Origin of the sequence: Corynebacterium sp. HMSC074C05 (assembly GCF_001838325.1) — a bacterium.
GTDB classification, from domain to species: Bacteria; Actinomycetota; Actinomycetes; order Mycobacteriales; family Mycobacteriaceae; genus Corynebacterium; species Corynebacterium amycolatum.
This window is the reverse complement of the sequence record NZ_KV836297.1, coordinates 38,018-61,986: the sequence shown is the minus strand read 5'-3', so window position 1 is coordinate 61,986 and position 23,969 is coordinate 38,018. Positions and strand designations below refer to the sequence as shown.

General features: G+C 59.0%; 23 protein-coding genes. 19 read left to right on the top strand and 4 right to left on the bottom strand.

What is annotated here, in order from left to right; genetic code table 11:
* The first annotated feature begins 338 nt into the window (after positions 1–338).
* The 14 genes from rplU to holA all read left to right on the top strand — a co-directional run bounded on the left by rplU (position 339) and on the right by holA (position 13,943).
* Positions 339–647: a 50S ribosomal protein L21 gene (gene rplU, locus HMPREF3042_RS10165; protein ID WP_005511541.1), complete on the top strand. Its 309-nt coding sequence runs from the start codon at positions 339–341 to the stop codon at positions 645–647.
* A 40-nt stretch (positions 648–687) separates the two neighbouring features.
* Complete coding sequence (gene rpmA / locus HMPREF3042_RS10160) at positions 688–945, top strand: 50S ribosomal protein L27 (protein ID WP_016422312.1); 258 nt, start codon at positions 688–690, stop codon at positions 943–945.
* A 257-nt stretch (positions 946–1,202) separates the two neighbouring features.
* Positions 1,203–2,717 (top strand): GTPase ObgE, encoded by a 1,515-nt coding sequence (gene obgE / locus HMPREF3042_RS10155; protein WP_070857086.1) that lies wholly within the window; start codon positions 1,203–1,205, stop codon positions 2,715–2,717.
* Between the two features lie 98 nt (positions 2,718–2,815).
* Complete coding sequence (proB, locus tag HMPREF3042_RS10150) at positions 2,816–4,165, top strand: glutamate 5-kinase (RefSeq protein ID WP_048735120.1); 1,350 nt, start codon at positions 2,816–2,818, stop codon at positions 4,163–4,165.
* A 174-nt stretch (positions 4,166–4,339) separates the two neighbouring features.
* Positions 4,340–5,053, top strand: a complete 714-nt coding sequence (locus HMPREF3042_RS10145; RefSeq protein ID WP_048735116.1) for a class E sortase — start codon at positions 4,340–4,342, stop codon at positions 5,051–5,053.
* Complete coding sequence (locus HMPREF3042_RS10885) at positions 5,054–5,206, top strand: hypothetical protein (protein ID WP_005511511.1); 153 nt, start codon at positions 5,054–5,056, stop codon at positions 5,204–5,206.
* 14 nt (positions 5,207–5,220) lie between these two features.
* Complete coding sequence (locus tag HMPREF3042_RS10140) at positions 5,221–6,564, top strand: glutamate-5-semialdehyde dehydrogenase (RefSeq protein WP_371440727.1); 1,344 nt, start codon at positions 5,221–5,223, stop codon at positions 6,562–6,564.
* A gap of 21 nt (positions 6,565–6,585) precedes the next feature.
* Positions 6,586–7,356, top strand: coding sequence for a nicotinate-nucleotide adenylyltransferase (gene nadD / locus HMPREF3042_RS10135; RefSeq protein ID WP_049182052.1), 771 nt, complete (start codon positions 6,586–6,588; stop codon positions 7,354–7,356).
* Positions 7,357–7,445: 89 nt separating this feature from the next.
* Positions 7,446–7,904 (top strand): ribosome silencing factor, encoded by a 459-nt coding sequence (gene rsfS / locus HMPREF3042_RS10130; RefSeq protein WP_048735108.1) that lies wholly within the window; start codon positions 7,446–7,448, stop codon positions 7,902–7,904.
* A 2-nt stretch (positions 7,905–7,906) separates the two neighbouring features.
* Positions 7,907–8,614: a histidine phosphatase family protein gene (locus HMPREF3042_RS10125; RefSeq protein ID WP_070857084.1), complete on the top strand. Its 708-nt coding sequence runs from the start codon at positions 7,907–7,909 to the stop codon at positions 8,612–8,614.
* The gene (locus HMPREF3042_RS10120; RefSeq protein ID WP_070857083.1) at positions 8,604–9,965 is read left to right on the top strand and encodes a DegV family protein; all 1,362 of its coding nucleotides are present in this window, start codon (positions 8,604–8,606) and stop codon (positions 9,963–9,965) included. The genes HMPREF3042_RS10125 and HMPREF3042_RS10120 overlap by 11 nt, the downstream gene beginning before the upstream one ends.
* Before the next feature lie 126 nt (positions 9,966–10,091).
* Positions 10,092–10,886 carry a ComEA family DNA-binding protein gene (locus HMPREF3042_RS10115; protein WP_242458656.1) on the top strand — a complete coding sequence of 265 codons (795 nt, stop codon included), beginning with the start codon at positions 10,092–10,094 and terminating at the stop codon, positions 10,884–10,886.
* Complete coding sequence (locus HMPREF3042_RS10110) at positions 10,870–12,888, top strand: ComEC/Rec2 family competence protein (RefSeq protein ID WP_070857081.1); 2,019 nt, start codon at positions 10,870–10,872, stop codon at positions 12,886–12,888. Before HMPREF3042_RS10115 ends, HMPREF3042_RS10110 begins: the two co-directional genes overlap by 17 nt.
* Before the next feature lie 65 nt (positions 12,889–12,953).
* On the top strand, positions 12,954–13,943 hold the full coding sequence (gene holA / locus HMPREF3042_RS10105) for a DNA polymerase III subunit delta (RefSeq protein WP_246822423.1): 990 nt from the start codon (positions 12,954–12,956) through the stop codon (positions 13,941–13,943).
* Between the two features lie 121 nt (positions 13,944–14,064).
* On the opposite strand, the gene HMPREF3042_RS10100 is transcribed toward holA, so the two are convergent.
* The 3 genes from HMPREF3042_RS10100 to HMPREF3042_RS10090 all read right to left on the bottom strand — a co-directional run bounded on the left by HMPREF3042_RS10100 (position 14,065) and on the right by HMPREF3042_RS10090 (position 16,118).
* Complete coding sequence (locus HMPREF3042_RS10100; protein ID WP_070857080.1) at positions 14,065–14,499, bottom strand: OsmC family protein; 435 nt, start codon at positions 14,497–14,499, stop codon at positions 14,065–14,067.
* Positions 14,500–14,929: 430 nt separating this feature from the next.
* The gene (gene rpsT, locus HMPREF3042_RS10095; protein ID WP_038628143.1) at positions 14,930–15,196 is read right to left on the bottom strand and encodes a 30S ribosomal protein S20; all 267 of its coding nucleotides are present in this window, start codon (positions 15,194–15,196) and stop codon (positions 14,930–14,932) included.
* Positions 15,197–15,503: 307 nt separating this feature from the next.
* On the bottom strand, positions 15,504–16,118 hold the full coding sequence (locus HMPREF3042_RS10090; protein WP_070546425.1) for a type II toxin-antitoxin system PemK/MazF family toxin: 615 nt from the start codon (positions 16,116–16,118) through the stop codon (positions 15,504–15,506).
* Between the two features lie 162 nt (positions 16,119–16,280).
* Between HMPREF3042_RS10090 and lepA the strand changes: the two genes are divergently transcribed.
* The 5 genes from lepA (at position 16,281) to HMPREF3042_RS10065 (ending at position 22,574) form a co-directional block, all read left to right on the top strand.
* A complete protein-coding gene (gene lepA, locus HMPREF3042_RS10085) occupies positions 16,281–18,128 on the top strand; it encodes a translation elongation factor 4 (RefSeq protein WP_070546426.1) in 1,848 nt (615 codons plus the stop codon).
* Between the two features lie 12 nt (positions 18,129–18,140).
* Positions 18,141–19,157: an ankyrin repeat domain-containing protein gene (locus tag HMPREF3042_RS10080; RefSeq protein ID WP_070857079.1), complete on the top strand. Its 1,017-nt coding sequence runs from the start codon at positions 18,141–18,143 to the stop codon at positions 19,155–19,157.
* Positions 19,158–19,248: 91 nt separating this feature from the next.
* Complete coding sequence (locus HMPREF3042_RS10075; protein ID WP_070857078.1) at positions 19,249–20,832, top strand: cation:proton antiporter family protein; 1,584 nt, start codon at positions 19,249–19,251, stop codon at positions 20,830–20,832.
* Between the two features lie 184 nt (positions 20,833–21,016).
* A complete protein-coding gene (locus HMPREF3042_RS10070; RefSeq protein WP_246822421.1) occupies positions 21,017–21,952 on the top strand; it encodes a hypothetical protein in 936 nt (311 codons plus the stop codon).
* A 49-nt stretch (positions 21,953–22,001) separates the two neighbouring features.
* Entirely contained in the window at positions 22,002–22,574 is a 573-nt protein-coding gene (locus HMPREF3042_RS10065; RefSeq protein WP_049172631.1) for a histidine phosphatase family protein, read from the top strand.
* A 279-nt stretch (positions 22,575–22,853) separates the two neighbouring features.
* Here HMPREF3042_RS10065 and HMPREF3042_RS10060 read toward each other — a convergent pair whose 3' ends face one another.
* Positions 22,854–23,939, bottom strand: a complete 1,086-nt coding sequence (locus HMPREF3042_RS10060; protein ID WP_070857076.1) for a lipoate--protein ligase family protein — start codon at positions 23,937–23,939, stop codon at positions 22,854–22,856.
* Positions 23,940–23,969 lie beyond the last annotated feature (30 nt).

Below are 23,969 nucleotides of genomic sequence, written 5' to 3'. Positions count from 1 at the left end.
TCCCTAAAGTAGGGGGTGGAAAGTGGCTTCGGAAACTGCCCGAGAAGACCGTGAAAACCAATGGGGGACAGGGTCTTACTCGGGCAGTTTGTAATTTAGGGGGATTTTTCGCTACTCTTGACCAGTCGCTGATTAGTAGGCGTATCTGGTCATGCCCGCTGGCGCTTGAGGTGCTGGCGGTAAGGAAACGGCCAGAGCGGGGAAATCTACTCGGATTTGGCTTTCGGGTATGTCCCTGAAGTGTTCTGCACACGCAACTAATCGCAATTCCATTGTCCAGTCAAGGAATTACAAAGATTCCTTGAGTCGAGTTTCTCAGATAAAGGGGTAGCCCTCCTATGTACGCGATCGTCAAGACCGGCGGCAAGCAGTACAAGGTTGCCGAAGGTGACCTCGTCAAGGTCGAGAAGATCGAGGGTGAGCCGGGTTCGTCCGTGGCTCTCACCCCGGTTCTGCTCGTCGATGGCGCAGATGTCATTGCGGATGCCGACAAGCTTGCCAACGTTACCGTTAACGCAGAGATCGTCGAGGCCGCCAAGGGCCCGAAGATCCGCGGCATGCACTACAAGAACAAGACTGGCTACAAGCGCCGCTACGGCCACCGTCAGCCGCTCACTGTTCTGAAGATCACCGGCGTCTCCAAGTAAACCGCCGAAATTCCAATTAGCTTTTCCCTAGGAGAAAATCATGGCTACTAAGAAGGGTGCATCCAGCACCAGCAACGGCCGCGACTCCGAAGCTAAGCGCCTCGGCGTGAAGCGCTTCGGCGGCCAGCAGGTTAAGGCAGGCGAGATTCTCGTTCGTCAGCGCGGTACCTCGTTCCACCCGGGTGAGAACGTTGGCCGTGGCGGCGACGATACTCTCTTCGCTCTGAAGGCAGGCGCAGTCGAGTTCGGTACCCGCCGCAACCGCCGCATTGTCAGCATCGTTGAGAACAACTCCTAAGAACAACCTTCGGTTGTCCGCCTAGGATTACTGCAACGTTGAATTTGAGGCAGGTTTAACTGCCTTGCAGAAGAGCCGATTCCTTTCCCACTGCGAAAGGTAATCGGCTCTTTTGTTGTTTATGTCCTGTTTCGCGCCGTTAGGTTGCGAGGCAGCGTTTTGTTACCGCCTAGACTTCTGCCCGTCGGCTCGCTTAAATTAGGGCATTACTCCAGGCACTAGAAGATGGCTCTCCGCTCGGAAGTGTGTGTGATTTTATGTCTCGTTTTGTAGATCGTGTCGTGCTGCATTTGCAGGCCGGCGACGGCGGTCACGGCTGTAACTCGGTGCTGCGTGAAAAGTTCAAGCCACTGGGTGGCCCCGACGGCGGTAACGGTGGCCACGGTGGCGACATTGTGCTTGTGGTAGACCCCCAGATCCATACTCTGATGGACTTTCACTTCCACCCCCATATCAAGGCTGCCAACGGTAAGCCGGGCGCTGGCGATCACCGCAACGGCGCTCGTGGTGAGGATCTGGTTCTCGGAGTGCCGGAGGGCACGGTTGTGATGACCGAGGATGGGGAAGTGCTGGCGGACATGACCGGTAAGGGCGCCCGCTTCATTGCCGCTGAGGGCGGTTACGGTGGCCTGGGCAACGCAGCGCTGGCAAACAAGAACCGCCGTGCGCCGGGATTTGCTCTCCTCGGTGAGCCGGGCGAGGCCAAGGATCTTGTTTTGGAGCTCAAATCCATGGCAGACGTTGGACTGGTGGGCTTCCCGTCGGCCGGAAAGTCGTCGCTGGTCAGCACCTTGAGCGCTGCTAAGCCGAAGATTGGTGACTACCCATTTACTACGCTGCAGCCGAACCTGGGTGTAGTCAACGTTGGCTACGAGTCCTTCACCATCGCAGATGTGCCGGGTCTTATCCCGGGGGCTTCTGAAGGCCGTGGACTTGGGTTGGACTTCCTGCGTCACATTGAGCGCTGCGCTGTGCTCGTGCATGTGGTTGACGCTGCTGCTCTGGAGGGCGACCGCGATCCGGTCTCTGACATCAAGGCGTTGGAGACGGAGCTCGCCAACTACCAGTCGGTGCTGAAGGCCGACGTGGGGCTTGGGGATCTCGCAGAGCGTCCGCGCGTCATCGTGCTGAACAAGATTGACCTGCCCGATGCTCGCGAAATGATTGACATGCAGCGCGAGGAACTGGAGAAGTTCGGCTGGCCAATTTATGAGATCTCCACGGTGACGCACGAGGGGCTCAAGGAGCTGACCTACGGCCTGAAGGATCAGATCGCCGCCTACCGCAAGGCGCATCCGTTGCCAACAGAGCAGGAGCCCCGTGCGATCATCCGTCCGGAAGGGGTGCGAGGCAAGAAGCGCGAAGGCGCCGACTTCACCATCGAGCGCGATCCGAATACCCCAGACGGGTTCATTGTGTGTGGGCGTAAACCGGAGCGCTGGATTAACCAAACGGACTTTGAAAACGACGAGGCAGTCGGCTACTTGGCTGACCGCCTGGCCAAGCTTGGTGTTGAAGATGCCCTGGCAAAGGCTGGGGCAACAGTTGGCTGCCCGGTGACGATTTCCTATCTCACCTTCGAGTGGTACCCGCAGCAGGTCGCGGGCACCGATGACTTCGTGCCGAGTGGTCGTGGTACCGACGATCGTCTCTATGTCAACGAACGCACCAGCGCCGAGCAGCGTAAGCGAGCATCGCAGGCCCGCCGTGGTCTGATTGACGAGTACGATTTCGGGGATGGCGAAGAGGCTATTCGCGACCGGTATTCATAGGCGCGGGCGCCAGCGTCGTCGGCAAGCGAAGACTTCAAACTTGCATTTTGCCATTGATTGTTTAAACAATTATATGGTCAGAATTAAATGAGACCGTCATGTTTTCCATCAGTGAAATGAGTGAGTCAGTTATCCCTTCCGACACCGTTGCCAACGATGTTGACGTCACTGGAGCAGATGCATTAGATGCCCCGGTAGCTACCGCGCCGAAGTCTGAATCGGACGCGCCGATTTCCCGTGAGGAGGTCGACGAGCTGCTTCACGACAATCCCGAGTCCACCGTCGCTGAGATTGAAAAGGCGACTGAGAATTTATCTCCGGGAACCAAGGGCGGTTTCGATTCCGAGACTCGTGAGGCAATTCGGACCGCGAAGCGTGTCGTGGTGAAGATTGGTTCTTCCTCGTTGACCGGATCTGACGGTCGTACCGATCCCGAGCGCATCGACTTCATCGCCGATGCTTTGGAGAAGCGTATGGGCATTAGCGATGTCATCGTTGTGTCCTCCGGCGCGGTGGCATCTGGAATGGGGCCGCTGGGGCTGACTTCGCGTCCCACTGATTTGGCAACCAAGCAGGCGGCTGCGGCTGTGGGGCAGGTGCGCCTGGCACAGGAGTGGGGACGCTCCTTCCTGCGCTATGGTCGCACTTCTGCACAGGTGCTTTTGACCTCGGACGATGCGGGTGTGCGTTCGCGTGCTCGCAACGCCCAGCGCACTATCGACCGCCTGCGCCAGCTGGGCGCGGTGCCAATTGTCAACGAAAACGACACGGTCGCGACCTCGGAGTTCCGCTTCGGCGATAACGACCGCCTCGCCGCGCTGGTCAGTCACCTGGCGTACTGCGATGCACTGATCCTGCTTTCCGACGTCGACGGCCTCTACGACCGCAACCCGGCCGATCCAGGTGCAACCTTTGTGCCGGAGGTGCGCAGCGGTAACGACTTGCGTGGTGTTATCGCCGGTGACGGTGGTGCACTGGGCACCGGTGGAATGGCCTCGAAGGTCTCTGCCGCACGCCTGGCTTCGCGTGCTGGGGTGCCGGTGTTGCTGACTTCGGCGTCCAACATTGAGCGAGCACTGGACCAAGCAGATGTGGGAACCGCTTTCGCCGCGAAGGACAACCGCCTGAGCGCCTGGAAGTTCTGGATGCTCTACGCAGCGGATAGCTCGGGTCTACTTCGCTTGGATGCCGGTGCGGTCGACGCCGTAACCCGCATGCGTAAGTCGCTGCTCCCGGTCGGTATTACCTCGGTTGACGGTGAGTTCTCCGCTGGTGACATCGTCGATCTAATCGGTCCTGGTGGTGAGGTCATCGGTCGCGGCGAGGTCAATTATGACTCCGAGGAACTGCTGGGCATGATCGGCTACCACACCGAGGAATTGCCGAATGACATGCAGAAACCTGTCGTTCATGCCGACTACCTGTCGGATTTCGCTTCCCGCGCTTAGGAGGGTGTTGCGCTGAGAGCTGCAGCGCTTAAAGACGCACACCTGGGCGCGCCCGGATAGAGGTGCCTCGGCAAAGACTGGCCGAGTGCGGACTGGCCGAGTGCGGACTGGCTGGGGGAGGACTGGCTGAGTGCAGACTGCCTGGATGAGGAACTTTCGGGCATAATCCTAAGTGTGTTATCGAAGATTATTGGCGTCATCGGCGAGTTGCTCTTGACAGCTGGAGTGCTGGTGGCGCTCTTCGCCTTTTACCTGCTGTACTGGTCTGGTCTTGAGACCGGGAAAGCTCAGCAGCAGGCTCGTGATGAGCTGCAGCAGGCATGGTCCGCACCGGCGTCGGCCCCAGCTCCGGCGCCAGAAGGCACGGAGCCAGCTGTTGAGGGCTCCTGGATGCCTGGGGCCGCGGTGGCGCTGATTTCCGCTCCTAAAGCGGGTTTTAGCGATTTGGTCGTATTCGAAGGTGTCTCCCAGGAAGTTTTGCGCGGTGGCCCCGGCCATTACCCGAGCACGGCCCTGCCGGGGCAGGTGGGCAACAGCTCTTACGCCGCTCACCGTGACGGCCACGGAGCTCCCTTTGACAACATTGACCGCCTGCAGACGTGCGATGACATCACTGTAGAAACGCGTGATGCTATTTACCGCTACAAGGTCTTGCCGGTCGACGGTATGGCTGGCGCAGGGGAAAGCTTCGACTGCGTGCCAGAGGGAACTAATGTCCCCGAGATTCCCGGCCAGCACATTGTCACTCCGGACCGGGCCGATGTCCTCAATCCGGTCGATGACGCCACTCTACTTACGCTGACTACCTGCCATCCGCAGTGGGACAATACTCATCGGCTCATTATTCACGCGGTTCTCGCCGGTGTTGAGACCAAGGAGGTCAACTAGATGTACGCAGCATATTGGCGATCCCTGCCGGGGCCGTGGTGGGTGAAAGCGATTATCACCATCGTGATTGCCGTCATCGTGTTCCTGCTGTTGATGAATTACATCTTTCCTTGGGTTGCTGAGCTAATTCCCTCAAATGATGTCTCACTCTAGTTATGCTGGTAGGCATGACTGCTCAAACGAACGAAACTGCTAACACCAATCAACAGAGCATTGCCGAGGATTCGGCTCTTAGCCCGGAGCGTGCTGCTGAGCGCGCCGAGGTTTTAGATAAGGCACAGCGTGCCAAGGCTGTCGCGGGAGAGCTGTCGCGCTTTACGTCGGCACGCAAGAACGAGCTCCTGCTGGCCGCAGCCGACGCGCTGGTTGCCCGTACTGAAGACATTCTGGCGGCCAATGCCAAGGACATCGAGGCCGGTAAGGCCCGTGGTTTTAGTGACTCCCTGCTGGATCGCCTGCGTCTTGACGCCGATCGTGTTGAGGGTATTGCCGGTGGGCTTCGTCAGGTTGCGGCCCTGCCGGATCCGGTAGGCGAGGTGCTGCGTGGAAGCACTCTTCCCAACGGCATTAAGCTCTCCCAGGTCAGCGTCCCGCTGGGCGTGATGGGCATGGTCTACGAGGCTCGCCCGAACGTTACTGTCGATGCCTTTGGTCTGGCGCTGAAGTCGGGCAACGTGGCCTTGCTGCGTGGCTCCAAGTCCGCCGTCCACTCCAACACGCAGCTGGTCGCGGTTTTGCGTGAGGTGCTGGCCAACCACGATGCACCGGAGGACCTTGTCCAGCTGCTGCCGTGTGAGACCCACGATTCCGTGCAGGATCTCATCACTGCCCGCGGCCTGGTTGACGTGGTGATTCCGCGCGGTGGCGCCGGTTTGATTGAGGCCGTTGTGACGAAGGCAACGGTGCCGACCATTGAGACCGGTACCGGTAACTGCCACATCTACATCGATGCCTCCGCCGACATTGACGAGGCGATTGCGCTGATGATTAACGGCAAGACCCGCCGTCCGAGCGTCTGTAACGCCACCGAAACGGTGCTCATTGACTCGGCGCTGTCCGCGCAGGATCAGGTCCGCATTTTGGACGCGCTTGCCGACGCGGGCGTTGCGGTCCACGGCGATGTCGATAATCTGGCGGCCTCTGGGTGGACCGGTGAGGTTATTCCTGCGACAGCGGAAGACTGGTCGGATGAGTACCTCTCGCTAGACATTGCCGCGCGCATTGTCGACGGTGTGGTGGCCGCAACTGATCACATCACTGAGTACTCCTCGGGGCACACGGAAGCTATCTCTGCACGTGACTGGGGAGTGTGCCAGGAGTTCGTCGACCGTGTTGATGCTGCCGCCGTCAGCGTCAATGCCTCCACTGCATTCACCGATGGTGAGCAGTATGGTTTCGGCGCAGAGATTGGTATTTCCACTCAGAAGCTGCACGCCCGTGGCCCGATGGGGCTGCCGGAGTTGACCAGCAGCAAGTGGGTTCTGGCTGGTCGTGGACAGACTCGTCCGTAGTGCCCAGGTAAAGTGCCAGTCATGATTAAGCGCAAGAAAAGTGTGCGGTCGCGAGTACATGCCGCGTTGACAGCAAAGTCGGCGGAAGCGCCCCGGCAGCGCATTGGCGTAATGGGTGGCACATTTGACCCCATCCACAATGGTCACCTGGTTGCCGCCAGCGAGGTGGCAGACCGTTTTGACCTCGACTTTGTGCTTTTCGTGCCCACGGGTGAACCGTGGCAAAAGCGCGGCCGAAAGGTCTCTCACAGCGAAGATCGCTACCTGATGACGGTCATTGCCACCGCGTCAAACCCGCAGTTTTCGGTCTCGCGGGTTGATATTGACCGGCCGGGTGCGACCTATACCGTCGATACGCTGCGGGATTTGAAAGTCATCTATCCCGACGCGGATCTGTTCTTCATTACCGGTGCCGATGCGCTGCAGAAGATTATGACGTGGCGGGACTGGGAGGAGATGTTCGACGCAGCAACGTTCGTCGGCGTCACTCGCCCAGGAGTTCACCTGCGTGCAGAGGACCTGGAGGGGATTGACGCCTCGCGGTTACACCTCATCGAGATTCCCGCGATGGCTATTTCTTCCACCGACTGTCGAAAGCGGGCGGAGGCAGGACGCCCTGTGTGGTACTTGGTGCCGGATGGCGTGGTCCAGTACATCGCTAAGCGTGGTCTGTACCAGTCTGCTGAGGGCACAGTTGGTTCTGTGGGCCCTGCATCGGTGAACTCGACCTCCGAGGACACGGCGCCGGTGGATGCGGCATCGGTGGATGCGAAGTCCGATACCGACGACTGAAAGTTAGCAAAATCCCGCTGAGACGGTAAGTTACAAGTACAAACGCTGTTTTTCACGACTTTTTTAATCACAAGGAGCTGAAGTCTTTCGTGACTGCACAACCACGCGCCATTGAGCTGGCGACTGCCGCGGCTAAGGCCGCCGATAGCAAAAAGGGTGAGGACGTCGTTGTTCTCGATGTCTCTGGCCCAGTGGTGATTACGGACGCATTCGTCCTGGTCAGTGCTGACAATGAGCGTCTGGTTGCCGCAATCGTCGACGAAATTGAGGACGATCTGCGTGACCTCGGCGCAAAGCCGGTTCGCCGCGAAGGTGTCCGTGAGGGACGTTGGGCGCTGCTGGATTACGGCGACATTGTCGTGCATGTCTTCCGCAGTGAAGAACGCGACTTCTACGGCCTGGATCGACTGTGGCGCGATTGCCCGCGCATCGAGGTCGAAGGCGTCGAGCAGCCGAGCAACGAGGACGGCGAAGATTCCGCCCGCAATGCTCGTTCCATCGACGAGATTCCGCTGGCTGCCGAAAACCCGGACACGGACGAGTTTTAACTGTGGCGGGCTCACGCGAGGCACATGTTGCCGCTCGACGTCGCCTGATTATGCTGCGGCACGGGCAGACGTCGTATAACGCTACCGGCCGCATTCAGGGACAGCTGGACACGCAGCTTTCCGACGTTGGCCGCGAGCAAGCCCGTACTGCGGCGCAGTACCTGGCGGAGGCTGAACCGCGAATCACAAAAATCGTGTCCTCCGACCTGACCCGGGCAGCTGACACCGCCCGCGCGCTAGCTGAGGCCACCGGCGCAGAGTTGAGTTTTGATAAGCGCCTGCGTGAGACCAACCTCGGTGAATGGCAAGAGCGCACCTACGACGAGATTGACTCCTCGTTTCCCGGTATGCGTGACCACTGGCGTCATAACCTCAACTGGGTACCCAAGGGCGGCGAGACCCGCTTTGAGGTCTCCAACCGAATGCTGGCAGTCATTGCTGAGCTAGCAGCTAACCCCGATTGGGAGTCGGACACCTTTGTGCTCGTGTCCCACGGTGGTGCCATTGCTGCCGCTACCGCAGCCCTGCTGCAGCTGCCGCGCGACTATTTCAGCACGTTTAACGGCCTGGGCAACACTGCGTGGGTTGACATGGAGCAACGCACGCGCGTCAATGGTGAGACCTCTTGGTACCTGAATGCTTTTAATGCGAAGGTTCGCGCGCGGGAATCGCAGGTTTCTGATTCTTCAGGAGGCCGCCATGCCCGGTGACGGTCGCGTTCGCATTGTTGTCGATGACACTGCGTGCCTGATGCCCGAGGTTGCCCGCAAGCTCGATATCACCGTGGTTCCCATCGGCCATGACATCAATGAAGACGCCGTCACCACGTCGGCAGTCAGTCCGCTGAAGCTGTGCGCCGCATATGCGCGTGCGCTGGAACGCTCCAACCAGGACGGCTCTGACGCTGGCGTTGTTGCCCTGCATCTTGGTAAGGGAATGTCCGCGACCTGGTCTAACGCCGTCACGGCTGCCGGTGCGCTCGACCGCGTGACCGTTATCGACACCGACACCGTAGGGGCTGGAGTCGGTGCCGCTGCCATCGCTGCAGCCAAGGCCGCAAGAGCCGGGGCTAGTCGTGATGAGGTTGCTGATGTAGCCCGTGATGTGCTGCAGCGCTATCGACTCTGGTTGTTTGTACCAAAGCTTGATTCGCTGCGCCGTGGTGGTCGCATCTCCGCGGGCCAAGCGATGCTCTCTACGGCTCTCGCTATCAAGCCCATCGTCGGCATTAAAGATGGCTCACTGGCACTCGTCGCCAAGTGCCGCACAGAAGCGAAGGTCAAGCAGCGGATGGTGGATTTTGCCACGAAGATGGTGCGGTCTGCGTCATCGGCGAACCGTCCGCCTGCAGTATTGCTGCATCATTCCGACGCGCTTGACGACGTCCACGAGCTCCAGGCCATGCTTGCCGAAGAGCTACCCGACGATACCCGGTTTAGAATCCTGGATTTGCCGGAGTCGCTTGCTGCTCATGTCGGGCAGGGAGCCTATGCAGTTGGCATGGTTTCCGGTGGCTCGATTGATTCGGATGCCATGGATTTTGAAGCAGAGATGGGAGTAACTGCGCTGCTCCACAGGGTGGAGGAGAGTGACGCGGCTACTGTTGAAGCTGAGGTTACCGACGCAGTGGAAGATGATTCCGGGAACATAGGCAATTCCGGTGACTGTGCTGACATGGAAAGGGCGGATGGCTCCGTTGGTTCAGCTGAAACCGCTGACGCCACTGACTCGGATGAACCAATCACCGATCAGGCCGCGGTGAAGGTAGTTGAGAATCCGGCTGCTAGTCGCAACCGCAATAAGCGTATCCATCGCACAGTCGTGACTAATGAACAGGGAATTCCGCTTTTCACCACGGCTGTTTCTAAATTGCCAACGTGGAGTGAGAACCGCCAAGCAGCCCTGGATAAAGCTGAGCGCCTGGCGAAGGCTATCTCTGATTTGGCGCTGCGCGATAAGTCCGATCCCGAGGGAGCTGTATTTGGCAACGAAGGGGAGAAATCGCAGGAGTCGTCGTCAAGCGACAAGCGTGATGATGACGGCGATGAGACGAAGATATAGCGGCTGAACTGAGCAGATGATGTGGCCTGTGGATAACCTCCACAGGTCATTTTTTATCCACAGATGACGCTTCGACAGGTGCTTTCGCGGGAGTGCGGTGTGGGGCGGGGCGCTAGTGTGCGCATCGTGACGAATTTGCGGAATCGGCTGGCGGACTACTTGGAACCGATTGATCAAGACAAGCGCATGGCGGTGGACTTTTCCGTGCGCCGGGCGGTGGTGACGCCGCGGGTGGCAATGGCTGCGTGCATTGTGATTGCGGTGTTGGCCCTGGGAGCAATTGCGGCGGTGGTATGGCCGTCGTCACCGCAGGTAGAGATGCCTGCGGTGCGGGACGCGGCTGTCGCGGGGACGACACCGGAGACGACCGAAACCTCAGCGGAGACGCCGGGCGGTGCGGGGAAGGAGACTAACGCTCAGGCACAGGCGGGGCCGTTGATTGTGTCGGTAGTGGGGTTGGTCGTGAATCCAGGCGTGGTGGAGGTGCCAGCGGGCGCGCGGGTGGTGGAGGCAATTGAGCGTGCGGGTGGGCTTTTGCCGGAGGCTAATCCTGCCAGTGTGAACCTGGCGGCGCCGTTGGTTGATGGTCAACAGATTGTGGTCGGGGCAGAGGCGCTGCCAGCAGGGACGGCGGAGGGCGGGGCCGATGTTTCTGGCGGTTCTGGCACCGATGTTTCTGGTGGTTCTGGCGCCGGTGCTGCAGGCGGGGCTGGCCCGGGCGGCTCGGACGGACAGATCAACATCAACACCGCTACTGCTACTCAGTTGGAGGAATTGCCCGGAATCGGACCCGCAACGGCGACCAAAATCATCGACTTTCGAGAAAAGAACGGGCCTTTTGCGAGTATCGACGCACTTGAGGAGGTTCCGGGAATCGGCCCGGCGAAGGTAGAGGCTCTGCGCGATGTCGCCACCGTCTGACCTGCGCGCTCGTGCTGGGCTCGATGTGCGGCTAGTGCCAGCAGCGGTGTTGGCGTGGGCGACTGCGGTGGCAGTGATCATGCGCCCAGAATGGGCGATAGTTGTGGCACCGTGCGCAATCGTGACTGCGGTGGTGTTGCCGTGGGCGTGGCAGCGTTGGTCGTGGCGATGGGGAAGAGGCGCGGTGACATCCGGCTGGCGAGCGATCGCCACTATCCTGGTGCCAGCTGTGTCGGTGGCCAGCGTTGCGGTAGCCATGCGAATCCGCATAGCGCGAGCCCGAGCCCACGAGCTCCATCACGACATTGGCAGGATGGCGAAAGTGCAGTTGCGCCTGGTCACGGAGCCGAAAGCAACCGAGTTCGGGGCCAGTGCGAAGGCACGCATCGAGGGCCTTCCTGGGCAGGTGACGGTTTTTGGCGACGAGTCACTGTTGTCGGTCACGAGAGACACCGTAGTTGAATCCACAGCCGGTATACGTGCGGCCAACAAACCCTGCATCAGCGGAATCCAGCTGAACCTACGCGGAGATGTTGAGGTCATTGCGCCACCACAGGGGCTTGCCGCTGACGTGAGGCAGCAGCTCTTTGACTCGGCGCAGAATCTCCCCTTTGGCCCCGACCGCCTCATTCCCGCCATGGCCATCGGCGATGAGCGTGGCTTTAGCCTCACCGACGGCGACATGATGACCGCCTCCGGACTTTCGCATCTGTCGGCCGTCTCTGGAGCCAACGTTGCACTTGTTGTCGGGGCTGTCGTGGCGGTCTTCTCCTGGGCTGGGCCGCGAGTGCGAGTCGCAGTCGCCGCGGTTGCCCTGTATGGGTTTGTAGCAATCGTGGGCACAGAACCCTCAGTGCTACGCGCAGTGGTCACCGGCTGCATTGGGCTGTTGGCTATTCTCGTAGGACGAGCTGGCCAAGCGATCGCGGCGCTATCGGCTGGCATTATTGGGTTGATTCTCCTGGCACCAGACCTATCGGTATCAGTGGGTTTCGCCCTCTCGGTCGCGGCCACCGCCGGGCTAGTCCTTCTTGCCGAGCCCCTTGCCAGACGTCTGTCCGCCACCACCGTTATGGGGACTTGGCCTGCCCCAGTAGTCCGCGCCATCGCCGTATCGATTGCCGCACACGTGGTCACCATGCCCGTATTGGCGCTTCTCATCGGCGAAATCAGCCATATCTCACTGTTGGCGAATCTGCTCGCCGCGCCCGCCGTCGCACCCGTTACTATCGCCGGTTCGCTCGCTGCCGTTGCCGCCGCATTGCATCTCAATTGGCTGGTCAACGCTCTGCTCTGGTGTGCTGCACCATGCGCGTGGTGGATCTATCAAGTCGCACGCCTTACTGCAGACATCGTCACGCCCGCCACTGGAACGGTCACGTTGGTCGTCTCCTGCACGCTTACAATCACATGCTTGACGACGCTCTGGGCGCGGCCCCGTCTTGCGCTTCGCGCTGGTGGCTTTGCAGTTGTCCTGGCCGCCTGTAGCTACGCCGTTATTTGGGTGTTCGGCCTCGATATTGCGCGTGCCCCACAGGGGTGGAAGCTTGCCGCCTGTGCTGAGAAAAACCAGATTGTTCTCATTCACGCGGGCGCTGTCGAAGAGCCCGTCAACCATGTCGCATCTGTGGATCATTCCGCTTCTGTGGGGCACTCTGCACAAGCTCCGGACAACCCAGCCGCGCCGCTCCCACTTAGCCGGCAGTGCCGAATTGCCCTCGGACTCACCGAGGAAATGGCGTGGCACGCCCAGGTGCTCGATGCCACCGCTGATAATCCCGCGACAGAAACCGTGGTGGTGGAGGCCCCGTCGTATATCGCTGAGGCCGTGAGCGGCAGAGTTCCCCGAACACGCAGCTCACCGCAGTGGTTTGTCGCCCGCGAGTGTGGTCCGCGCGTGCGAGAAATCGTAATGACCCCCGAGCACATTCCTGTGGTGTGTCCACAGCGAGATGGGCCACAAGCTCTCTATTCGAATGGTGACGTTTGGCGAGGGAGGTGAAATCCGGGCTGTCCCGTAGGCTAGAAATAACAGTCGCAGGAATCAACGCGGAAAAGAGGTCGGGATTGAGCGCCGTCGCACCCGTGAATTTGATTGTGGGCAAAGAGGAGCTGCTGAAAGACCGCGCCCGCCTCGCCATTGTCGCTGCCGTCCGCGCGCAGGCAGCAACGGAGTCCGATCCGGGCGGACGCTCGGTGCCTGTGACCACCATCCGCGCAGGGGACATGACCACTGTCGATGCCGTGGAGCTCTTCAGCCCCTCGTTGTTTGGGGATGACCGCATTGTGGTTGTCACCGACTGCCAGGATGCGGGTAAAGAACCCGCCAAGCTGTTGATGGATTCTGTTAAAGATCCCGCGCCGGGCATCACGTTGATTCTCCTTCACACCGGCGAGGGACGTCAGAAGAAGATGGTGGCTGACCTGCGTAAGCTAGGCGTCCGCTTTTTCGAAGCACAACCGCTCAAGAGAAACGACTTGCCCGGTTTCGTCGGCGAAGAGTTTGCTGCACACGGGGTTAAGGTGCGTCGCGACGTCATTGATACCGTCCTGGATGCGGTCGGTTCGGACCTCCGCGAGTTGGCCACTGCCATTTCCCAGCTCTGTGCAGATACTGCGGGCAAGGTCACCTCGGAAGCAGTTCGCACCTACTACGGCGCGTCGGCGGAGGTTTCGGGCTTTGAGATTGCCGAGCTAGCACTGCGCGGTCGCGGTGGGGAAGCGTTGTCCAAGATGCGTCGTGCCTTGCAGCTGGGCATGGCACCGGCACTGCTGTCGGCTGCAATCACGGGAATGGTCGGTGATGTAGCTCGGCTCCACGGCGCGCGTGGTGTCAATGCGCGTAGAGATGCCCACCGCTATGGCATGCCGCCGTGGAAGTTGGAGAAAACTCAGCGCTTGGCCTCTGCCTGGTCAACCCCTGCGGTTGCTCGCGCTGTGGTTGTCGCGGCACAGCTGGATGCGGACACGAAGGGAGCCTCGTCGACACCGGAGCTATCGCTGGAACAGTCGGTACTTCGTATCGCGGAGCTGGCCCATTCGTCCCATCGGCGTTAAATAGTTCGGGTCCCCGTGGGAGCTTCAGTTCTGTGGTGACAGGCGAAACACCGCGAAGAACACGGTGATTGTGTGGCCGTTCTGCTCAGCAGGCTGCTTCGCTAGCGCCGATGATTTTCAGCTATGCAAGCTCGAAGGACGATGTAGCCGGGTTGGACAGCGTGTCCTGGACCGGGCAGTGGGATTCGACAAAGTCGAGGAATGCAACTAGTTCTTCCCTCGTGTTATCTGCATCAATGTGGAAGCGGGTGTGGATCTCGGAGAAACCGATCTTTGCCTCCGGGTTCTTCCCCATGAATCCGTCTGGATCGAGCACACCGGAGCACTCAACCTTGACATCGTTGAGCTTGATGCCCTGGGCAGCAGCGAATGAGCGGATGACGATGCACTTGCAGGCGCCGAGGGCTCCGAGCAGCGCCTCGACCGGGTTCATGCCCTTGTTGGTTCCCCCGAGGTCAGTCGGCTCGTCCAGGGTGAAGCTCATGTCGCGAGAGGCCACCGTAGTTTCGAGGTTGGTAGGGGCGTGCGCAACGGTCGTGAAAGTTGTCTTCGGCATGAGTTTCCTTCCTGTAGAAATTGTGCTGTCCGCATGTGCTGGCCGCAGGTTGGTGTGCTGGAACCGAAGCGATGGAAATCAACAACCAACAGCGTGGAAGGCGGGGTCCACGGCCAGCCCAACGGGCTGCAAATGTGAAACTGTGTAAGTTTATAGCACTTTCAAGCCATTTTTCAGGCCATTTTTGTCATAAGCGCAGTCAGTAAGTCGGAGCGGCCCGCCGTCGCCAAACATAAACGCAATCAGTAACTCGCATTGGGATTAAATAAGAAAAACCGCCTCCCGCCACATTCCGAATTGAAAATCGGAAAATAGCAGAAAGCGGTTAACTTTCACGGTGCAAGCGCGGCGTAAAAGCAGTGCTCGCACGACGCAAGCGCAGCGCTGAAACAGCCGCTGCAACGGCACAGCTCACAGCGCCAAAAGGGAATTAGCCCTCCAGCTTGTTGAAAGCCTTAGCCATACCGGACTTCTTGTTAGCCGCAGTGTTGCGGTGGAAGACGCCCTTGGTGACAGCCTTGTCCAGCTTGCGGGATGCAACGCGCAGCTGAGCCTCAGCAGCAGCCTTGTCGCCAGCCTCAACAGCAGCCTTGAACTTGCGGATCTCAGTGCGGACTGCAGAGCGGATTGCCTGGTTACGCAGGCGAGCCTTCTCGTTGGTCTTGTTGCGCTTGATCTGGGACTTGATATTTGCCATCGTGAATACCTCTTGTATCCGTAGTAGTTGGAATTGTTACCGCCCGCCACCAAGAAAAGTCCTGATCACAGTGCATATCGTGCTGTACAATCATCGCCGGTCAAACTAATCAACCAGCGAAATCACACCGCGCACTGCGCTTGTACGACGATGAAAACGCGAACCCAAGGTCCTGCCCGCGCTCGCCGCAAAGGAACGCAACGGTAAACAACTTGCAGAATTCTAGCAAACAGCGCTGCCTAATACCAGCCACTGCCTAATTTCAGCTACTGAGTAATTCCAGCCACGTCCCAGTTCCAGCCACTGCCTAATTCCAGCCGTAGTCCCCGCGCAGTCGGGCGGCGATGAGCTCAAAGCGCCTGCGGGGCATCATCGCACCTGCGCGGCGAATCCCGGATTCCGGAATGAGCAAGATACGGTCCATCCGCACCCACGACGGCTTGGGGTCTTCATTCCAGAACCCACTGCCGATAAAGAGCCACTCCGGTTGCTCGCTGTGCTCGGTGCGAGTGGAAATCAGCATGCCCAGAAGGTACTGGTCATGGCGGCCAACCACGACAACTGCGCGCTCCCGCAAGGCGGCGTCTTCGCCTTCGAGTTGCAATGGAATCCACACCACTTCGCCGGGGTCGGCTTGACCATCCATGTCGGGGCTGTACACGATCGTGCGGGCCAGTTCCGCGGTTGGACGCGCGATGGTCACCGGGTCTCGCAGGCGAAGTAGGGCCTCCTTGGACTCGTCGGAAAGCGAGGTGTCCTGAGCGAGCCCAAGTTGCGTGTTGAGCTTAAACAGCGCCTCATCGAGGGTGTCGGGGCCGCGGAACCACTCGGTACCGGCGAAAAGACGCGCGCTGATGCGATTGCGCAGGCGGCGTGGCCAGCTTTCGCGTTCATTTTGATCGGTGGACGAAGTGGAGCTCATGGAATCTAAGTCTAGAGGTTTAGTGCGGAGGGAATCGATAGGTAAGATTGTGCGTGATTGTATTTAAGCCCGGCTGGTCGGTTTTCGAGGCCGGCGCATATGGGTCGGCCAACGCCGCGCCCCAATGCCCATAACGTCTTTATTTTTCGGAGTAGACCCAACGTGACCAAGAATTTTGCGGAGCAGACTTTTACGGACCCCTCACGGATTCGAAATTTCTGCATTATTGCGCACATTGACCACGGTAAGTCCACCCTGGCGGACCGAATTCTGCAGCTCTCGGGTGTTGTGGAGGCGCGCGACATGCGCGATCAGTACCTCGACAATATGGATATTGAGCGCGAACGCGGCATCACTATTAAGGCTCAGAACGTGCGCCTGCCGTGGGTTCCGAGCACAGGTCAGCACGCGGGGGAAGAGATTGTCCTGCACCTGATTGATACGCCTGGTCACGTTGACTTCACCTACGAGGTCTCGCGTGCGCTAGAGGCGTGTGAAGGCGCGATTCTGCTTGTCGACGCCGCTCAGGGCATCGAAGCGCAGACGCTGGCCAATCTGTACTTGGCCATGGAAAATGACCTGGAGATCATTCCGGTTCTGAACAAGATTGACCTGCCGGCCGCGGATCCGGATAAGTACGCGGAGGAAATCGCGCACATCATCGGCTGTGAGCCGGAGGATGTCATGCGTGTTTCGGGTAAGACCGGTGAGGGCGTTGAGGAGATGCTCGACCGAGTCTGTGAGCTCGTCCCGGCACCGGTCGGCGACCCGGAGGCACCTGCCCGTGCGCTGATCTTTGACTCCGTCTACGACACCTACCGCGGTGTGGTCACCTACATCCGTGTTGTTGATGGTCAGCTCAAGCCGCGTGAGGTCATTCAGATGATGTCCACCGGCACCAAGCACGAGCTGCTGGAAATCGGCATTGTTTCGCCGCAGCCGAAGAAGTGTAAGGGCCTTGGCGTCGGCGAGGTCGGTTATCTCATCACTGGTGTGAAGGATGTCCGTCAGTCCAAGGTCGGTGACACCGTCACGCTGAACGCCACACCGGCTGAGGAGCCTCTGGAAGGTTACGAAGAGCCCAAGCCGATGGTCTACTCCGGTCTGTTCCCAATCTCTCAGCAGGACTATCCCGACCTGCGTGATGCGTTGGAAAAGCTCCAGCTTAACGACGCTTCGTTGACATTCGAACCGGAGACTTCGGTTGCCCTCGGGTTTGGTTTCCGCGGTGGCTTCTTGGGCTTGCTGCACATGGAGATTACCCGTGCCCGCCTCGAGCGCGAGTTCGACCTGGATTTGATTTCGACGGCTCCGAACGTTGTCTACCGCGTTGTCATTGAGGACGGCACCGAGGTCACTGTTCACAATCCGAGTGACTGGCCGGAGGGCAAGCTCCGCGAAATTTACGAGCCGATGGTCAAGTGCACCATCGTTGTGCCGAGTGAATTCGTTGGCCCCACCATGGAGCTGTGTCAGCAGAAGCGCGGCGAGATGGGCGGTATGGACTACCTGTCGGAAGACCGCGTGGAGCTGCGCTACAAGATGCCACTGGGCGAGATCATCTTCGACTTCTTCGACATGCTGAAGTCCCGTACCAGGGGTTATGCCTCGCTGAACTACGAAGATGCCGGCGAGCAGCTTGCGGATCTGGTCAAGGTGGATATCCTCCTGCAGGGCGAAGCAGTCGATGCTTTCTCCGCTATCGTCCACCGCGACAATGCGCAGTGGTACGGCAACAAGATGACCAAGAAGCTGCGCGAGCTGATTCCTCGCCAGCAGTTCGAGGTCCCGGTTCAGGCCGCAATCGGTTCGAAGATTATTGCCCGCGAGAACATTCGTGCACTGCGCAAGGACGTCCTTGCTAAGTGTTACGGCGGTGACATCTCCCGTAAGCGCAAGCTGCTGGAGAAGCAGAAGGCCGGTAAGAAGCGTATGAAGAACATCGGTTCGGTTTCGGTGCCGCAGGAGGCATTCGTGGCTGCGCTGTCCACCGACGAGGGCGGTAAGTAAAGGGGAAACTGCATGCCACGGAAGCGGAAGAAACTGGTCGAGAACTTCGAAGAGCTGCTCGAAGCCGGTGACATCGATGCGCTGAAGGCCGTCTATGACACTTGCGCACTCAACGCAGTTTTCGGATACAGCAAGGACACTGCACTGGCGCTCCGTGGCACCCCTCCGGAGCTCATGCGTTGGCTAATCGACCAGGGGCTCGACGTCAACACTGAGAACCACTTCGGTAAGACCGCGCTGGCAGAGCATGCAAGCCGGGGCGATACCGACAAGATGAAAATCCTGCTCGAATGCGGTGCCGACATCGAAGCCGGTAAGTATCCTCCGCTTTTCATGGCAGCGAAGAGCCATCAGCCCAAGGCGATTGCGTTGCTGTTGGAAAATGGTGCTGACCTTCACCGCGAGAACCGCCTCGGTCACGGCCGGACAGCGTTCAAAGAGGCGGTTGCTGCTGCCGATACCGATTCCCTCAGTCGAGTCCTAGAGAGTATCGAGGTGCTCCTGGACGCTGGTTCGGAAATCGACGACGAAGTGCGCGAAGAGTTCACCAAGTTCGGTCGCCGCTACAACCGCCTGTCAGACAAGGAACGCGACAAGTATGAGCCGGTCATGGATCGCCTCTATGAACGCATCGGTGCGGAACGTCCGGACGTGATTACACCTCACGACGGCCACAGCGACATCATTGTCCCTGCAGATAAATCGACCAACGGTCAGTTCCGATACCTCTGGAACTACCTGGTTCCGGGCGGAGGCGCAGCCGCGACTGTGCAGGGCGAAGTTATCCGCATCGTGGGCCGGCTCGGGTACGAGGCCCTGGAGATGGGCTACGTCAACTGGGACGAAGACTTTGTCACAATGGCCGACTTTTGGCTGGAGACGGTTGGGGCTGCCGAGGATGCAATGGCCGTCGTAAAGCAGCGTAAAGCTGGTGAGCAGGACATTGATGCGCTGACGGCAGGGGCGGTCGCGTGGGTGGCGGAGCACCCGCAGCCGATTGCATTGGGCGAGGTTCCGTACCGACGCTAGCTCCCAAGACGCTAGCCCCAGTCGGGTGGCAAAGAACGGTTAATGGCCAACCTCTGCATTTATCAGTTGTGTCAGACGTTATCTTTGATGGGTGGAATCCGTATACCTAACAGCAATACTGTTTTCGATTATCGGCGGGCTCGGTGCTTCGTTGCTTCGGCTGCCGCCGCTGATTGGTTTCCTTGGGGCCGGTTTTGCCGTTCATGCAATGGGACTTGAGGAAATCCCGTTTATTGATTCGCTGGCCGAGCTCGGTGTTACCACCTTGCTCTTCACAATCGGTCTGAAGCTGAATCCCAAGGATATCGTGGCGCCGCGAGTGGTCTTTTCAGGGTTGGGTCACGCATTTTTAAACACGGTGGTTTTTGCCGTGCTGTTTGGTATCGCCAGTTTCTTGCCGCTGCGTGAACTCACGGGGCTGTCGGTGACTGCGTTGATTTACATCGGCATCGCGACTTCCTTCTCGTCGACGGTGTTTGTGATGAGCCACTTGGAGGAGCAGAACCGCGGTGCTTCGGCCATCGGACGCATCGCGATTGGTGTGCTCATTCTGCAGGACATCATTGCGGTCGGTGTGCTGGTGGCATCGTCGGGTAAGACCCCGGAGCTGTGGGCGCTGGCTCTACCACTGTTGTTCTTCATCCGTCCGCTGGCGGCGCGGCTTCCCAACCGCATGTTCCGCACTGAGCTGCTGGTTCTCACCGGCATTGGTATTGCTGTGGCCGCTTACTCGGCTTTCGAGCTGGCAGGGCTGTCCGGCTCGCTGGGGTCCTTGGTTGCCGGTATTCTGCTGTCCTCGCACCCGATTTCTGACCGTCTGTCGGAAGCTCTGATTAGTATCCGTGAGCTGCTGCTGGTCGCGTTCTTTATCGAAATTGGCCTCGGTGGTCTGCCAAGTGCTGGCGGCTACGTTATCGCCGCGATTATGGTCCTGTTCCTGGTGTTCAAGGTCACTATCTTCATCGGGATTCTCAAGCGCACCGGACTGTCCCTGCGCACTAGTGCGTTGGCGGGTCTGACGTTGAGTAACTACTCGGAGTTCGGCCTCATTGTCATGGCTGCGGCGACGCAACAGGACATTCTGCCCGATGAGTGGACCTCGATTATGGCAGTCGCCGTGGCGGGTAGCTTCATTGCCAGCTCGCTGATGGTCCCGCATGAGGACAAGCTGGTCAGCTTCCTGCAGAAGTTCGTCCCAGAAACCCCAGAGGACCGCCTGGTCCCAGAAGAGGCAACGGTCATTATTGATAACGCTGATGCCCTCATCATGGGTATGGGGCGCGTCGGCGTCGGTGTCTACGGCAGGTTGGTTAATGAGTACGGCATGAACGTCTTTGGCGTTGACTTCGATGAGGATCGCATCGAAGAGCTGCGTGAGCAGGGCTACCAGGTTATCCCGGGTGATGTGACAGACCCAGAGCTGTGGCACCACATCGAGTTGGAGAAGAAACCAGCGCTGTACGTGTTGGCGCTGTCTGAGCACGCTGAGACCTACGCGATGATTCAGAACATCCGTAAGCAGGACACCGAAGCCGTGGTTGCTACCACCACTAAGGTGCAGAGGTTTAAGGATCAGCTTCTCAACGTTGGTGCCGACATGGCCGTCTACCTTTATGACGGTGCTGGCGAGGAGCTTGCCGACCGCGCAGTGGAAACACTTAAGCAGCGTTCGTAGCCGTAGTCGCGGCAGCTGATGGTGACCGAACTCGGGCCATGGCAGCCGCGGTACCGCCGCATCCGTTAAATACGGCAAACAACAAGCCAGCCGATTCGTTCGGCGATAAGCTGATTTCATGTCAGTCCCCCAAAGCCAGATGCCCGCGAGTCCTATTCGATCCAGTCGCAGTGCGATGTTTCGGATGACCGCGGGCCTTGCTGTTGTCATGCTCGGAACTCTCGTCGGCTGCTCATCTTCAGATTCCGAAGATGCCGCCGCATCACAAAGCAACAATGATCAGAGTGAGGTGCAGTCGCAATCGACGTCGGCAAGCGAGGGCGATAGTCCGAAGATGCCGTCGCCGACGAAGGGGACAAGCGCCGACAGCATCGGATTTGATGAAAGCGCCTACCAGAAAATTGACGTTCAGCGGTTTAGCCAGAACGGAATCAAGGCGTTCTACGTCACGCTAGACGGGAAAAAGAGCGAGTGTTTCTACTCAGACGGCGCGGTGACGTGCATCGGTAAGGCTGATTCGTCGATTCCCGACGTGGAGGTTCCGCCGTTCCCACCACAGTCGCCGGGCGCAATCATGCTGAATACTTCAGGTGCCGCGTACACGCTCATCGAAGGGGTACCGCCGGCTCAGGAAGAGCTTGACGACGGCCAATGGACGAGCTTCGGCACCGCTGCGTGTGCGAAGACGGATGCGAACAAGCTGGTGTGCCAGTCGGATAACGCGGCCTTTGCCATCGAAGGCAAGGACAAGAATATTCGCACCTCCGGCAAGGTTTTCGATTCCGTCGAGGAACTCATGGCCCAGGGGAGTGAGCCGGCGAGGGGCTACAGTCAGGGCACGGATGCACTTGTTCAGGGGCCGATGATGTGCGGTGCCATGGAGGGCCATCGCCTGGCGGAAGTGGTCAAGGGTGAGATGACCTGTGCTGAGGCTATGGATGTGTTGGATCGGTACGACGCAATCAAGGACACTGAGGGCGGTGGCAACACCCTGACCGCTCAAGTAGGGGACTGGACGTGTAGCTCTCCGACGGCGGCGAGGTCTGAGGAGTTGGGAGCGGTAACGGTGTGTGAGGATCCGCAGCGCGGCCTGGAGGTTCGCGACCCGTCTAATGGCTAGTCGGGTGAGCTCGGCTAACAGCATTTTCAAATAAGCCTAAGCTGGAACTATGACTGATTTATATCTCGTGCGGCACGGCGAAACTGAGTGGTCGCGCACTGGACAGCACACATCGGTAACTGATCTTCCTCTGACTGACAACGGTCGGGAAGAAGCCGAGGCCCTGAACGGCTGGCTGGATCCGAAGGACTTTGGGCTAGTGCTGGCATCACCCCGTCAGCGTGCCCAGGAGACCGCTCGATTGGCAGGATTCCACGACTTCGAAGTCGAAGAGGATCTTGCGGAATGGTTCTACGGCGACTACGAGGGGATTACCTCGAAGGAAGTGCAGAAGACTGTTCCCGACTGGCAGATTTGGACTCACGGTGTGCCCAATGGCGAAACCGCGGAAGAAGTCCGCAAGCGCGTTGAACGAGTAGTCAAAAGGGTTCGTGAATCGGGTGAAGACAAGGCGATTCTATTCGCCCACGGTCACTCGCTGCGTGCGCTCACTACGGCCTGGTTGGAACTGCCCATTGAACTTGGCCAGTCCTTCCCATTGAATACTGCGTCCCTGTCAGTGCTTGGTCGCTACCATGACCGGCCTGCGGTTCTGCGCTGGAACCTCTCGCGGGGGCTGTAGCGGCGTTGTGGCCAGTGTCTCGGTGAATTCGCCGACACCGTTCAAGCTCTGTAGTGGGCGCCCGTGAATCACAATTCCGGTGCCTTCGATATCGGGGAGACCACCACGGCGGTGTTGTTACGGCGCGCGCCGAACCCTTCACCAGGTTTTGGTGCATATTCGCAGGATAGGACCCAATTGCACGCTCGCCGCTCACGTCGACTCTCCTTTGTTTACTTGTCTCCTTTAGTTAACTCCTTTTCCCGACCAGCTGTCGTATACAAGTAAGCAGTGCGACGTTTAGGGGACTCGGTGAGTCCAGCCCTCCGTGCCGTATTTGGTGTCAATAAGATGCTGCGCCGCAGCGAAGTCCTCGTCGGAAAGTGATGTCTCGGCAGCACCGTAGCGGTTGATGAATGTCTGCTTCATCGTGTCGATGACTTCCGCGCGGCTGGCACCGGTCTGGCGACGGAGCGGATCGACGCGCTTCTTCGCGCTGCGGAGGCCCTTGTCGGCAATCTTGGCCTTGCCAATGCGCAGGACTTCCATCATTTTGTCGGCGTCGATGTCATAACTCATGGTGACGTGGTGAAGCACTGTCGAACCACGGCGCTTCTGTGCGGCACCGCCGATTTTGCCACCATCGGAGGTGATGTCATTGATGGGGACGTACCACGCATTGACGCCGAGCTGTGCGAGTGCGGCGATGACCCAGCGGTCGAGGAACTCATAGGATTCGACGTAGCTGAGGCCGGCGACCAGCTTCTCCGGAACATAGATCGAGTAGGTGACGCAGTTGCCACCCTCCATGAACATCGCGCCACCGCCGGAGAGACGACGCACCACTTGCACATCGTGCTTCTCTACGCCCTCGGGTTCGAGTTCATTGACATAGGACTGGTAGGAACCGATGACGGTGGCACGATCATCCCAATCCCAGAAGCGCAGAGTTGGTCCGCGCTGTCCGGAATTGACTTGGTCAAGGAGGAGTTCGTCGAGGGCAACATTCATCACCGTCGGCAGGACTCCCGGCTGCAAAACCTCCCACTCCAAATCAGTGAAGTCGACAGCCTGTGTCAGTGCACGTCGAACGACCTGCGCAATGATGTGGGTATCAAAACCGTGCAGTCGCACCTCGCGACCAGACTGATCCTCAAAATCCTTCAGCGCCGCATCGAGGCGAGCCTGTAGGCGTTCCGTATTGTCCCCGGCAGGCGCACCGAGGAGAGCGTCATTAATAATGTCGTAGGCTTCATCGGGTTCGAGGAAAAAATCGCCCGAAATGCTTATCGACGAAATAGTGTCACCGGTGGTCTCGCAGTCGGCAACAACCAATTTGCCGCCGGGAACCTTCATTTCTGAGTGGAATTTCTGCGGGTGCGTCATAGGATTCGATGGTACTCGCGCCGGGCGTTA